This is a genomic window from Actinomadura sp. NPDC000600, from assembly GCF_040492135.1.
Lineage (GTDB): Bacteria > Actinomycetota > Actinomycetes > Streptosporangiales > Streptosporangiaceae > Spirillospora.
This window is the reverse complement of record NZ_JBEUPD010000017.1, coordinates 113,702-126,495: the sequence shown is the minus strand read 5'-3', so window position 1 is coordinate 126,495 and position 12,794 is coordinate 113,702. Positions and strand designations below refer to the sequence as shown.

Genomic DNA, 12,794 nt, shown 5'->3' with positions numbered 1-12,794 from the left:
ACCTGCCGGGGATCCCGCGGCGGCGGGGATCATATCGGTCCCGGGAGGGTTGTGCGCACCGACCGGCCGGGCGCGGCGGGACGGCCCGATCCGGCTGCCGGAACACCGAACCGGACGCATCAGTGAAACGTCTGAACTAACGCGATATCGTGCCCGCCTGAGGTTGGGGGCGGGCCCCCTGCGGGGGTCAGCCCGGCGATCGCCGGCAGGGGACCCCCGCAAGCGGGTCCGGCGCACAATGTCGCAGACATCACTGCGGGTCAATGGAGGGTCAGATGCCGGATGCCGCTCCGCTGGAGCCGGGCGATCCTAGGGCACTCGGACGGTACGAGGTCATTGGACGACTGGGCGCCGGGGGCCAGGGCGCCGTCTTCCTGGGCAAGGCGCCCAACGGGGAGTACGTCGCCGTCAAGCTGCTGCACGCGCAGATGGCGAACGATCCCGCCGCGCGTGCCCGGTTCACCCGCGAGGTGGCGGCGGCGCAGAAGGTCGAGCCCTTCTGCACGGCGCGGGTCCTGGAGGCCGACGTCCAGGGCGACCAGCCCTACGTCGTCAGCGAGTTCATCGACGGGCCGTCCCTGCACGACGTGGTCGCGCACGACGGCCCGCGGAGCGCGGCGGAGCTGGAGCGGCTCGCGATCGGCACGGTGACCGCGCTCGCGGCCATCCACGAGGCCGGGATCGTGCACCGCGACTTCAAGCCGAACAACGTCATGCTGGCCGCGGACGGCCCGCGCGTCGTCGACTTCGGCATCGCGCGGACGGTCAACTCGCAGGAGAGCGCCGTCACCGCGACGGGCATGGTGGTGGGCACGCCGGGCTACCTCGCGCCCGAGCAGCTCACCGGCGCGCCCCTGACACCGGCGGTCGACATCTTCGCCTGGGGCGCGACCATGGTGTTCGCCGCCACCGGGCAGTCGCCGTTCGAGGCCGAGACGCTGCCGGTCATCATCAACCGGATCCTCAACGAGGAGCCCGACCTGTCGGCGCTTCCCCCGGGCCCGGTGCGCGACCTGGTCGGGCGCTGCCTGTCCAAGGACGCCGGCCTGCGCCCCCCGGCGGCGCAGCTGCTGCTGAACCTGCTCGGCCACGTCGGCGCCGCGCCCGCGAACCAGGGCGCCGGGCAGGAGGACCTGCTCAACCAGGGCACCCGGATCGCCTCGCAGCTTCCGCCGCCGCCCCCGGTGCCGCCGGCGCCGCGGCCCCAGCCGCGGCAGCAGCCGATCACCCCGCCGCCGATGCCGCTGCACCAGGGCGGGATGGGCGGGATGGGCGGCCCGGCCACGCCGCCGCCGCAGCCGATCACGCCGCCGCCGATGGCGATGTACCAGGGCGGGGCGATGCCGCCGCAGACGCCGCCGCCGATGCAGATGCCGCCCGGCCCGCCGGGGCCGCAGTACGGGCCGCCGCCGAAGCAGTCCAGCTCCGCGGGGCCGATCATCGCGATCGGCTGCGGCGCGCTCGCGCTGATCGTGATCCTGGTGGTCGTGGTCCTCGCCATCATCGGCGCCAACAGCGACGACGACCCGCCGACGCCGACCTACTCGCCGCCGAACACCTACACGCCGAGCGAGACGCCGACCACGAGCACCACGGGCGGGCTGCTCGGGAACTTCACCGGCGACGGCAACCAGCCGAACGCCGGGTCGGGCCACACCCGGTTCAACGTCAAGTTCTCCCTGCTCTACTCCAGCGGCGTCGCGACGTACAGCTACCCGTCCGGCGCGCAGGACAACTGCTACACCCGGCTCTCGCTGCTGTCCGGCGACGAGAACAGCTCGAAGATCGAGTACCGGGAGACGCCGATGGCGGGGATGGACCCGAAGGAGTGCGCGTCCGGATACGTCACGTTCATCCCGTCCTCGAGCACCACGATGCGGTGGGAGTGGCGCCAGCTCCAGTCCGAGACGACCGCGACCGCGTACGGGACCGTGTCCAAGTCATGACCGGGACCTCCAGGGCGATGTCCGAGATCTCCAAGGCATGACCGGGGTCGCCCCCCTCCGCGAGGGCGACCCCTCCCGGCTCGGCGCGTACCGGCTGACCGGCCTCCTCGGCGAGGGCGGGCAGGGCGCCGTCTACCTCGGGGAGGACGAACCGGGCCACCGGGTCGCCGTGAAGCTGCTGCACGCGCGCTTCAGCGGCGACCCGAAGGCCCGCTCGCGGTTCGCGGCCGAGGTCGCGGTCGCCAAGCGGGTGTCCGCGTTCTGCACGGCCCGCGTCCTGGACTCCGACGTCGAGGGCGACCGCCCCTACATCGTCAGCGAGTACATCGACGGGCCGGCGCTGTCGCGGGTGCTGGCGCAGGACGGCCCGCGGCGCGGCGCCGACCTGGACCGGCTGGCGATCGGGACGATGACGGCGCTCGCCGCGATCCACCAGGCGGGGGTCGTGCACCGCGACTTCAAGCCCGCCAACGTGCTGCTCGCGCCGGACGGCCCGCGGGTGATCGACTTCGGCATCGCGCGGGCGCTGGACGCCACCGGGACCATGTCGAGCACCGCGGTCGGCACACCCGCCTACATGGCGCCGGAGCAGATCTCCGGGGCGCGGGTCGGACCGGCCGCCGACGTGTTCGCGTGGGGCGCCACGATGGTCTATGCGGCGAGCGGGCGGCCGGCGTTCGGGCAGGACTCGATCCCCGCGGTGATGCACCGCATCCTGAACATGGCGCCCGACCTCGGCGAGCTTCCCGACCCGCTCCGCGGAATCGTGGCCGACTGCCTCAGCAAGGACCCGGCGCTGCGCCCCGCCTCCCAGCAGGTCCTGGCGCACCTGCTGGCGCTGGCCGGAAGCCTGCCCCAGCCCGTCGGTCCGCGCGGCGGCGAGGACGCCGTGATGCTCACCCAGGGCGCCCGGACGGCTGCCGCCGAGTCCGCACGGCTGCGGACGCAGACGCCGCCGGTCCCGACGCCTTTCCAGGCCGGGCCTTCCATGGCGCAGACGCCGCCGCCCATGCCCGGCCCGACGTGGCCCTCCCCCACTCCACCGCTCAACGGGAACACGCCCCCGACGTGGGCGTCCGTCTCCGCGCCAGGGGTCGACTTCACCAAGCCGTCCGGTACCCGCAGGAAGCCCGGCATCGGCGTCCTCGCCGGCGTCGGCGGCGCCGCGCTGGCCGTGCTGACGCTCGCCGCCGCCGTGGCATGGGTCCAGTTCCGCGGAAACGACCGCCCCAGCGCGGAGGACGACGGCGGACGGATCGGCGGGACGCTGCCGGCCATGATGGCGTCGCCGGGCACCGCGAACGGCGAGATCGACCCGTCCCACGCCGTCGCCGGCACCGAGCGGTTCCTCACCAAGCAGCTGTTCACGGGCCTCACCGAGGTCGGCGCCGACGGCGTCGCGCGCAACCGGCTCGCCACGGCGGTCAGGCCGGACGCGCAGTGCCGGACGTGGAGCATCACGATCAAGGGCGGGACGACCTTCAGCGACGGCGAACCGGTCGACGCGGAGGCGTTCGCGCGCGGCTGGGCGCGCAGCGCGGCGGAGAAGACCGGCGCCGGGTCCTACCTGATGAACGACATCGAGGGGTACGCCTCGGTGGCGAGCGCCGGGAGCGGGGAGCTGCCCGGCGTCAAGGCGATCTCGGCGACATCGCTGGTGGTCACGCTCACCACCCCCAACTGCGACTTCGCGGCCCGGCTGTCCGAACCGGCGTTCATGCCCGCTCCGCGGACGGCGGGCAGGCCCGACGACGCGGCGTTCAACACCCGTCCGATCGGCAACGGCCCGTTCAAGGTGCAGGACTACAGCAAGGACGCGTCGGTCTCCCTCGTCCGCAACGACAGATGGGCGTTCGGCAGGACCAGGCTGGACGGCGTGACCGTGACGCTGAACGGCGACACGACCAAGAACCAGGTCTCCTACGCGGCCGGGCGGGCCGACTGGTACGCGGTCGGCACCGAGGAGATGGCGTCGGTGCCGAGGACGGGTCTGGCCTCCAGTCCCCTGCCGTTCACCCGGATGCTCGTCCCGATCACCGCCCGGGGTCCGATGGCGTCGAAGGACGCGCGGCAGGCCGTCTCCTACGCCCTCGACCGGAGCAAGCTCAGCACGGCGCTCGGCGGCTTCTCCAAGCCCGCGCACGGCATCGTCCCGGTGTCCGTCCCCGGATTCGGCAAGCGGGGCGTCTGCCCGTCCTGCGACGGGACGGACCCTGAGAAGGCGAAGCTGCTGGCCATCCGGGCAGGGCTGCGGCCCGGGACGACCATCCGGCTCTACCACCGCGAGTCGCCCGTCGACCAGCGGCTCGCCGCGGTCGTGGGGGCACAGCTCAAGTCGCTGCTCGGCCTGCGGGTCGAGGAGAAGCGCTACCCCGTCGCCCAGTTCACGAAGTACCGCGACGACGTCATGGCCAAGGACGCGTCGGGGCTGGCCTTCCTGCCCTACGGCCCCGACTACCCGGGCGCCTACACGATGCTGTGGCCGCTCCTGGGCGGCGCCCAGAGCACCGACACGGGGTTCTACAACCTGGGCAAATGGAGTAACGCCTCCTTTAATAGGACGATCTCCCAAGCGCTCACGACCGCGGCGCCGGCCGAGCGCACGGCCCTGTTCCGGCAGGCCGAGAAGACGGCGCTGGACGACATGGCCCTCATCCCGCTCCTGAACGACGCCCGGGTCGCCGTGGTCCGGCCCGGCAAGTACCTCAAGCTGGGGATGGACTACGACGGCGACCCGACCGTGGCGGCCGCCGCGCTGAAGTAGCCGCGGCCGCCGCGCTCAGGTGGCCGCGCTCACGCGGCGGGCGGGAGCCGGACGGTGACGATCAGCCCGCCGCCCGGCCGCGGCACCGCGTAGACGGCGCCGCGGTGCGCCAGCACCACCGAGCGGACGATCGACAGGCCGAGCCCCGCGCCCTTGGAGGACTCGACGCGGTCGGCGTTCAGCCGCCGGAACGGCTCGAACAGCCGCTCCACCTCGTAGGCGGGCACGACGGGCCCGGTGTTCTCGACCTGGACGGTGGCGTAGCCCTCCAGCATGCCGGTCCGGATCCACAGCTCGCCGCCGGACTCGACGTTGTGCTTGATCGCGTTCTCGACGAGGTTGGACACCAGGTGCTCCAGCAGCACCGGGTCGCCGAGCGCCGTCCCGGACGTCAGCTCGGGGTGGACGGCCACGTCGTTGTCGTGGTCGCGGCGCGCCGACTGCTCCAGGACCGCCGCCGCCACCTCCGCCAGGTCGACCGGCGTGCGGGCGGTCAGCTCCCGCTCGCTGCGGGCGAGCAGCAGCAGCCCCTCGATGAGCCGCTCGTGCCGGGCGTTGGTCGCCAGCAGCGTCCGGCCGACGGCGCGCAGGTCGTCGGAGGCCTCCGGGTCGCCGAGCGCCACCTCCAGCAGCGTCCGGTTGATCGCGAGCGGGGTGCGCAGCTCGTGCGAGGCGTTCGCGACGAACCGGCGCTGGGTGTCGAACGCCTGCCCGAGCCGCTCCAGCATCGCGTCGAACGTGTCGGCCAGCTCCTTGATCTCGTCGTCCGGGCCCTCCAGCGCTATCCGCTCGTGCAGCGTGCTCTCCGACAGCCGGCGCGCGGTGGTGGTGACCCGCTGCAGGGGGCTGAGGGCGCGGTCGGCGACGAACCAGCCGAGCACCAGGGTGATGACGCCCACCCCGCCGAGCGCGAGCAGCGACCGCCCGACGAGCTGCCGCATCGTCTGCTCGACGAACTGGCGCTGCAGCTCGGCCGACTCCTCGGCGGAGATGCCGAGCCCGATCACCTTGACGTTGCCGAGGATGTTGGCCATCAGCACCGACATCACGAACAGCAGCAGCGCGCCCGCCATGAAGAACAGCAGCCCGTAGAGCAGAGTGAGGCGCAGCCGCACGCTCATCCGGCCGGGCAGCACGGGCACCTGGCCGAACGGCCCGGCGCCCTCGCCGCGCCACATGCCCTTCGCGGCCGGGTACGGCTGGGGGACCTGCTGCGGGCCCGGGCGCCTCCACCGGCCGCCGCGCCGGGCCCCCGCGTCGCCGGCCTCGCCGGCCACGGCCGTCACGGACGCCGGCTGCGCGGCCCGCGCGCCGTCCCCCGCGGGCGGGTTCGGGCGGGCTCCGTCGTCCTGCGGCCCGCCCGGACGGTTCTGGGGTGCGGTCTCCTCGGTCACAGCCGGTATCCCACTCCCGGCACGGTCTCGATCACCGGGGGGTCGCCGAGCTTCTTGCGCAGCGTCATCATCGTGACCCGGACCACGTTGGTGAACGGGTCGATGTGCTCGTCCCACGCCTTCTCCAGCAGGTGCTCGGAGCTGACGACGGCGCCGTCGGCGCTCAGCAGCACCTCCAGCACCGCGAACTCCTTGCGGGTGAGCTCAACGGGGCGGCCGTCGCGCGAGACCTCGCGGCGGGCCGGGTCGAGGGTGATCCCGGCGCGCTCCAGCACGGGCGGCAGCGGCGCGGCGGCGCGCCGGCCGAGGGCCCGCACCCGGGCGATCAGCTCGGCGAACGCGAACGGCTTGGCCAGGTAGTCGTCGGCGCCGATGGACAGCCCCTCGACCCGGTCGTCCAGCTCCCCCGCCGCCGTCAGCATGATGATCCGCGCCGGGTAGCGCTGCGCCACGAGCTGCTTGCAGACGTCGTCGCCGTGCACCTTGGGCAGGTCGCGGTCCAGCACGATCACGTCGTACTCGTTGACCCCCGCGCGCTCCAGCGCGCCCGCCCCGTCGTAGGCCACGTCCACGGCCAGCGTCTGCCGGCGCAGGCCGGTGGCGATCGCGTCGGCGAGCACGCGCTCGTCCTCGACGACTAGAACACGCAAGGGTCCCCCTTCTGGTCGGGGCACGGCCGGCCCCATGCTTCGAGGATGCACGCGCTTCGCGCATGCTCGCTCCACCGCGTCGAGCCGTTCACCGTGCCCGCTTCAGATATGCCATGGAAGCCGTAAGACGCCCGTAAGCAGGTGTTCCTCTTCTGGTACGCCAGATCGTGATCTCACCGACGCAAGAATCCGCGAAAATTGCACCGGCGGACAGGTTTGACTCAAGCCTAGGCCTGGGTAGGCATGGGCACGATCCGGGAGGAGGCCCATGGGCGAGTTGTCACGCATGATCCAGCAGCGGCTCGACGACGCGTACGCGTCGCTGCGGAGCGCCCACGCGGATGGTGACACCTACCTGGCGGACATTCGCCAGGAGGAGATCGACGACCTGCGCCGGATCGCAGCGAACAACGACATCGGCGTCGAACCGCCCCGCTGCGACTGACCCGCCGTCGCAAGGCGCTGTCCGTGACGGGGAGCCCGGGGCCCGGCCCCGCGCTCCCCGTTTCGGTGCCCACTCCTCCTCGCCGGTCCCGGCCCTCGGCGGGCGCCGTCCCGCGTCAGTCCCTGGTCGGGTCGAGGGGGGCCAGCAGGTCGTGCAGCGCGTCGAAGGTGCCCGGTCCGGCGGCGATGGTCAGCTCGGGGCCCGGGGCCGCGCCGTGCAGGCCCTCGACGCGCCCGCCCGCCTCCCGGACGATCAGCCCGCCGGCCGCGATGTCCCAGGCCTGGACGCCGCGCTCGTAGTAGGCGTCCGCCCGCCCTGCGGCGAGGGAACACAGGTCCACGCAGCACGACCCGCCCCGGCGGATGTCGCGGATGCTCGGCAGCACCCCGGTGAGGACCTCCGCCTGCCGCGCCCGCCGGCCCGCGTCGTAGCCGAACCCGGTGGACACGAGCGCCCTGTCGAGCGGCACGTCCGCGTTGACGCGGAGCTCGCGCGCGCCCGACCTGGTGTGCTGCAGGGCGCCGCCGCCGCGCACCGCCGTGTAGGTCTCGCCGCGGCGCGGGATCTCCACCACCCCGGCGACGGCCTCGCCGTCGACCTCGGCGGCGATGCTCACCGCCCAGTCGGGCAGGTCGTAGAGGTAGTTCACGGTCCCGTCGATCGGGTCGACCACCCAGCGCACGCCGCTCGCGCCGTCCTGGGTGCCGCCCTCCTCGCCGAGGAAGCCGTCGCCGGGCCGCACCGCCCTGATCCGCTCGATGATCAGCCGTTCGGCGGCCCGGTCCATCTGGGTGACGACGTCGGTGGGCGACGACTTGGTCTGGACGACGTCCGGGCCGCCGGCGGGGCGCTTGTCGACCAGCATCCGGCCCGCCTCGCGGGCGGTCGCCGCGGCGAGCTCCAGCAGCTCGTCGGCCAGGCTCATGAGACCTCTTCGAGAAGGTGGCGGGGAAGGGAGGCGAAGCGCGGGTCGCTTCCGGGCGTGGCGGCGCGCACGAACGCGAGCCCGAGCTCGGAGGCCCGTTCCGCGGCCTCGACGTCGAGGTCGTACTTGACCTCCATGTGATCGGAGACGAACCCGATCGGCACCACCGCGACGGCGCGGACACTCTGCCCGTGGAGGTCGTCCAGGTGGTCGGTGATCTGCGGGTCCAGCCACGGCTGGCTCGGAGGCCCGCTGCGGCTCTGGTACACGAGATCCCAGGGCGCGCCGGGGGCCGCCCGCTCCGCGACCGTCTGCGCGGCCGTGTGCAGCTCGGCGGTGTAGAGCTCCTGGTTGGGCTGGGACAGGGGCACGCTGTGGGCGGTGAAGACCAGCCGCGCGCCTTCGGGCAGGCGGCTCAGCGCGTCCTTGGCCGCGTCCACGAACGGGTCGATGAAACCGGGCCGGTCCGCGTAGACGGGGAGCTTGTCGATCTCAGGGGCGCCCGGGACCTCCTCGCGGGCGCGCGCGATGTCGGCGAGGTACTGGTCGTTCGTCGAGTAGCCGCTGTAGGCGGACGTGACGAACGCGGCCGCGCGCCGGATCCCGTCCTCCTTCATCTGCCGGACGGTGTCGGCGAGGTAGGGATTCCAGTTCCGGTTGCCCCAGTACACCGGCAGGTCCACGCCGTGGGCGGCGAGGTCCGCCTCGATCGCGGCCTTGAGGTCGCGGCACTGCTGGTTGATCGGGCTGACCCCGCCGAACAGGAAGTAGTGCTCCCCCACCTCCTCGAGGCGCTCCTTGGGGATGTTGCGGCCCCTGGTGACGTTCTCCAGGAACGGGACGACCTCTTCGGGCCCCTCCGGCCCTCCGAAGGACAGCAGTAGCAATGCGTCGTACGACGTCATGCGTCCATCCAATCAGCCCCGGCCGCGATCACCCGCCAGGGGTGGTCACTCGTAGCGCGCCGAGTAGGCGTTCGCCAGATTGAGGACCTTCTGGACGTACCAGTCGGCGTGGTTGTACTGCCAGACGGCCCGGTAGAGCTGCTTCCCGCCGCGGCCCGCCCCGTTGGCGCACAGGTACTTGGCCGCTCCGGGGATGGCGTCGTAGGGGTTCGTGATGTCGGCCTTGCCGTCGCCGTCGCCGTCCACCCCGTACGCCTTCCAGGTGGAGGGCAGGAACTGCATCGGGCCGAGCGCGCCCGCGCTGGAGCGGCCGGCGTTGCGCCCGTGGTCGCTCTCGACCTGGCCGATCGCGGCGAGGACCGTCCAGGACAGGCCGGGGCAGCTCTTGGCCGCCTGCTTGTAGAGGTCCAGGTAACTGCCGGGCCGGCCGCCGTCGGCGGGCGCCTGGTACTTGGTGTCGTGCAGGTTCAGGACGCTCGTGCCCGGGCCGAGGATCTTGGTCACGGCCTGGACGACCTTGCCGGGGCTCACCCCCGGCGCGTTGACGAGGACCGCCACGTTCGGGACGAGCCCCATCTCCTCGCCGGACTTCCTGCTGACGAGCATGTCGATGCCGGGCAGGCCGAGCGGCCCGGAGCCGCCCATGGTCAGCCTCGGCATCGTCCGCGCCACCACCGGGTACTGGTAGCCGCGGTTGAGCTGCAACTGCTGGGCGGCGGCGGGCGACACGACGAACTGGTTCCCGGCCAGGGCCGCCCACAGGTCGGTCTTCTTCGCCGTACCGGGCGGCGTCCAGGAGCGGAACGCCGAGGGGTCCACGGCGAACGCGTTCACCTGGCGGCCCTGGAGCTGGACGGCGCCGCCCGCGACCGCCGCCACGTCCCTGACCTTGCCGAGCTTCGCGATCCGGGCGATCTTGGCGGCGGGGATCGAGCCGGTGCCGACGGCGAGCACGTCCGGCGGCACGACGCGGCGCAGGGGCGCGACCTGGCCGCCGGTGGCCACGTTGACCGGGTCGCCCGGCCGCACGCTCGGCGGCGCCGCCTCCTGCGGGTCGGTCTTGCCGGGCTTCTCCGTCTTCGTGGTCAGCGCCGCGTAGACGCCGCCGGAGGTGCTGGCGACGGCCAGGACCGCGATGCCGCCGATGAGGAACGGCAGCGCCCTGCCGCCCCGCCGCTGCGGCGCGTTCCTCCCCCGCGGATCCCGCTTCTTCTTCTCGGGCCGCGGCCTCGGCGGGCGGGCGGCGGGCGCCTCACCGCCGGGCGCGCCGGTGCGCGGAGCTGAAGGAGGAGCCACAACATTTCCCCACGAGTGTCGCTACGGACGGTTGACCTGCTGTGGTTACCGGATCGTACGGTATCGCCGACTCTGTGCCCCCGATCGGGCTTCCGAAAAATGTGAACTTTCCTCACGATCGATTCGTGAGTAGAGTCACCGCATGTCCCCAGCGACCAACCAGAAGTGGCAGAACTGGGCGGGAAACCAGCAGGCCGCGCCGCACCGCGTCGCCACGCCGGGCAGCGCCGACGAGGTGGCCGCCGCCGTCCGCTCGGCCGCCGACGACGGCCTCACCATCCGCATGACCGGCACCGGGCACTCCTTCACCGGAGCGGCCGTCGCCGAGGGCGTCCTGCTCCGCCCCACCGCGCTCACCGCGGTCCGCTCCGTCGACACCGCGACGGGCCTCGTCACCGTCGAGGCGGGCCTGCCGCTGCACGCGCTCAACCGCGTCCTGGAGGAGCACGGTCTCGCGCTGGCCAACATGGGCGACATCCAGGAGCAGACCGTCGCGGGCGCGCTGCAGACCGCCACGCACGGCACCGGGCGCGACGCCGCCGGGCTCGCCTCCCAGGTCGCGGCCCTGGAACTCGTCCTGGCCGACGGCACGCTGGTCACCTGCTCGCGCGAGGAGCGTCCCGACCTGTTCGCCGCGGCCCTCGCCGGGCTCGGCGCGCTCGGCGTCGTCACCGCCATCACCTGGCGGACCGTCCCGGCGTTCCTGCTGCGGGCGCAGGAGGCGCCGATGAAGTGGGACGAGGTGCTCGCGCGCGTGGACGAGTTCGACGCCGCCAACGAGCACTTCGAGTTCTACTGGTTCCCGCACACCGAGGGCTGCCTGACCAAGCGCAACAACCGCGTCGAGGGCCCCGCGCAGCCGCTGTCCAAGTTCAAGCACTGGATGGACGACCAGTTCCTGTCGAACACGGTCTTCGGAGCCGTCAACAGGGTGACGCACCGAGCGCCCGCCACGGCGCCGTTCGTGAACGGCATCTCCGCCAAGGCGCTCGGGGCCCGCACCTACAGCGACACCTCGTACAAGGTCTTCACCAGCCCCCGGACGGTCCGCTTCAAGGAGCAGGAGTACGCGATCCCGCGCGAGGAGCTCGTGCCCGCGCTGCGCGAACTGCGCTCCCTGTTCGCCAAGCGGGACTGGCGGATCAGCTTCCCCATCGAGGTCCGGCTGCTTCCCTCCGAGGACGCCTGGCTGTCGATGGCGCACGGGCGCAGGAGCGCGTTCATCGCCGTGCACGTCTACCACCGCGACCCGCACGAGGACTACTTCCGCGGCGTCGAGGACCTCCTGACCGGGTTCGACGGCCGCCCGCACTGGGGCAAGCTCCACACCCGCGACGCCGCCTACCTGGAGAAGGCGTATCCCAGGTTCGGTGACTTCCGCGCCCTGCGCGACGAGCTGGACCCCGACCGCCGCTTCGCCAACCCCTACACGAGCCAGGTCTTCGGCGACTAGCCGCCGGGGGTGGTGCGGGTCTGCGGGTCGGCACCGCCTTGGCCGCCGTCCTGCGGGGCCTGAGTGGTCGTCGGCGCCTGCGGGGTCGTCGGCGCGGTCGTCGGCGGGGCGGTCGTGGGCGCCTGGGTCGGCTGCTCGCTGGGTGCCGACGTCCCGGGAGACGGGGAGCTCGGTCCGCCGGAGGGCGTCCCGTCCGTCGGCGTGCCGCTCGGCGAGTTGCCGGGCTTCTCCGTGGTGCCGCCGGAGGGCGCCTGCGACGGCGTTTCGGCCGGCTGCCTGCTCCCCCCGCCGTCGAAGACCTTGGTGACGGTCAGGCCCTTGCCGCTCGCGCCGCCGACGGGCTTGCCGGTGCCCGCCTCGTAGATCGTGATCCCGCCGAGGACCACCGCGAACACCGCCGCCGAGGAGACCACCAGCGTCACCCAGTGCGCCTTGGCCCACTCGACCGTGCTCTGCCACGCCGAGCGGCGGACGACCTGGCGCACCGCGTCCTCGCCGGCCTCCTCCGCGAGCGAGGCGGCCACCGTCTGCACCGGGTCCAGGCGCGTGGCGCTCGGATCTCCGCCGGGATCGAGCCGCGTGGCGTTCGGGTCGCCGCCGAGGGCCACCGGGTCGAGCCGCGTCGCGTTCGGGTCGCCGGACCACACCGCGGTGCGGGTCGGGTCGGAGCTCCTCGCCTCGTCCGCGGCCCCCTCGGCCGCGTCCCGGCGCCGGACCGCCGACTGCAGGTGCGTCAGCTCCTTGATCTGCGCCCGGCCCTGGTCGAGGTAGTGCTTGCCCACGGCCGACCCCGCCGTGGAGATGACGCTCATCAGCGCCGCACCGATGATCGTCCCGTACACGCCCAGGTAGGACGCCCCCAGCGCGGCGACCGCCGTCGCCGCCGCACTCGCGATCAGCTGCGTCGTGCTCACATCCGGCAGCTTGCGCGGCATCGCCTGACTCACCCCTTTCCTGTTGTTCCCTCTCGCCACGGACACCCCGAAGAGAAACCGATCGGGAGCACGCGGGTGTTC

The 12,794-nt window shown here is 73.1% G+C and carries 10 protein-coding genes; 4 read left to right on the top strand and 6 right to left on the bottom strand.

The genetic code is table 11. The features are described 5' to 3' along the window. Nucleotides 1–275 precede the first annotated feature (275 nt). Both ABWI07_RS24390 and ABWI07_RS24385 read left to right on the top strand, forming a co-directional pair. A complete protein-coding gene (locus tag ABWI07_RS24390; RefSeq protein WP_149262293.1) occupies nucleotides 276–1,946 on the top strand; it encodes a serine/threonine protein kinase in 1,671 nt (556 codons plus the stop codon). A gap of 37 nt (nucleotides 1,947–1,983) precedes the next feature. Beyond that, entirely contained in the window at nucleotides 1,984–4,710 is a 2,727-nt protein-coding gene (locus tag ABWI07_RS24385) for an ABC transporter substrate-binding protein (RefSeq protein WP_353819907.1), read from the top strand. A 29-nt stretch (nucleotides 4,711–4,739) separates the two neighbouring features. Here the strand turns inward: ABWI07_RS24385 and ABWI07_RS24380 are convergent, their stop codons facing one another. Then, nucleotides 4,740–5,996 carry a sensor histidine kinase gene (locus ABWI07_RS24380; RefSeq protein ID WP_375708351.1) on the bottom strand — a complete coding sequence of 419 codons (1,257 nt, stop codon included), beginning with the start codon at nucleotides 5,994–5,996 and terminating at the stop codon, nucleotides 4,740–4,742. Nucleotides 5,997–6,100: 104 nt separating this feature from the next. Then, nucleotides 6,101–6,754: a response regulator transcription factor gene (locus tag ABWI07_RS24375; RefSeq protein ID WP_149262291.1), complete on the bottom strand. Its 654-nt coding sequence runs from the start codon at nucleotides 6,752–6,754 to the stop codon at nucleotides 6,101–6,103. A gap of 268 nt (nucleotides 6,755–7,022) precedes the next feature. Between ABWI07_RS24375 and ABWI07_RS24370 the strand changes: the two genes are divergently transcribed. Then, nucleotides 7,023–7,199: a hypothetical protein gene (locus ABWI07_RS24370; protein WP_200842186.1), complete on the top strand. Its 177-nt coding sequence runs from the start codon at nucleotides 7,023–7,025 to the stop codon at nucleotides 7,197–7,199. 115 nt (nucleotides 7,200–7,314) lie between these two features. Here the strand turns inward: ABWI07_RS24370 and ABWI07_RS24365 are convergent, their stop codons facing one another. The 3 genes from ABWI07_RS24365 to ABWI07_RS24355 are packed head-to-tail and all read right to left on the bottom strand — an operon-like array spanning nucleotide 7,315 to nucleotide 10,325. Next, nucleotides 7,315–8,124, bottom strand: a complete 810-nt coding sequence (locus ABWI07_RS24365) for an inositol monophosphatase family protein (RefSeq protein ID WP_353819906.1) — start codon at nucleotides 8,122–8,124, stop codon at nucleotides 7,315–7,317. After that, nucleotides 8,121–9,029 (bottom strand): ferrochelatase, encoded by a 909-nt coding sequence (locus ABWI07_RS24360; protein ID WP_353819905.1) that lies wholly within the window; start codon nucleotides 9,027–9,029, stop codon nucleotides 8,121–8,123. The genes ABWI07_RS24365 and ABWI07_RS24360 overlap by 4 nt, the downstream gene beginning before the upstream one ends. 45 nt (nucleotides 9,030–9,074) lie before the next feature. Continuing rightward, nucleotides 9,075–10,325 carry a lytic transglycosylase domain-containing protein gene (locus ABWI07_RS24355; protein WP_149262288.1) on the bottom strand — a complete coding sequence of 417 codons (1,251 nt, stop codon included), beginning with the start codon at nucleotides 10,323–10,325 and terminating at the stop codon, nucleotides 9,075–9,077. A 142-nt stretch (nucleotides 10,326–10,467) separates the two neighbouring features. Between ABWI07_RS24355 and ABWI07_RS24350 the strand changes: the two genes are divergently transcribed. Beyond that, the gene (locus ABWI07_RS24350; protein ID WP_149262287.1) at nucleotides 10,468–11,778 is read left to right on the top strand and encodes a D-arabinono-1,4-lactone oxidase; all 1,311 of its coding nucleotides are present in this window, start codon (nucleotides 10,468–10,470) and stop codon (nucleotides 11,776–11,778) included. On the opposite strand, the gene ABWI07_RS24345 is transcribed toward ABWI07_RS24350, so the two are convergent. Beyond that, nucleotides 11,775–12,692 (bottom strand): hypothetical protein, encoded by a 918-nt coding sequence (locus tag ABWI07_RS24345; protein WP_353819904.1) that lies wholly within the window; start codon nucleotides 12,690–12,692, stop codon nucleotides 11,775–11,777. The genes ABWI07_RS24350 and ABWI07_RS24345 overlap by 4 nt on opposite strands. Nucleotides 12,693–12,794: the final 102 nt, after the last annotated feature.

Excerpts from the sequence above, each read along its gene's own strand:
- ABWI07_RS24390 (WP_149262293.1), top strand. The coding sequence starts at position 276 with ATGCCGGATGCCGCTCCGCTGGAGCCGGGCGATCCTAGGGCACTCGGA.
- ABWI07_RS24385 (WP_353819907.1), top strand. The coding sequence starts at position 1,984 with ATGACCGGGGTCGCCCCCCTCCGCGAGGGCGACCCCTCCCGGCTCGGC.
- ABWI07_RS24370 (WP_200842186.1), top strand. The coding sequence starts at position 7,023 with ATGGGCGAGTTGTCACGCATGATCCAGCAGCGGCTCGACGACGCGTAC.
- ABWI07_RS24365 (WP_353819906.1), bottom strand. The coding sequence starts at position 8,124 with ATGAGCCTGGCCGACGAGCTGCTGGAGCTCGCCGCGGCGACCGCCCGC.
- ABWI07_RS24360 (WP_353819905.1), bottom strand. The coding sequence starts at position 9,029 with ATGACGTCGTACGACGCATTGCTACTGCTGTCCTTCGGAGGGCCGGAG.
- ABWI07_RS24350 (WP_149262287.1), top strand. The coding sequence starts at position 10,468 with ATGTCCCCAGCGACCAACCAGAAGTGGCAGAACTGGGCGGGAAACCAG.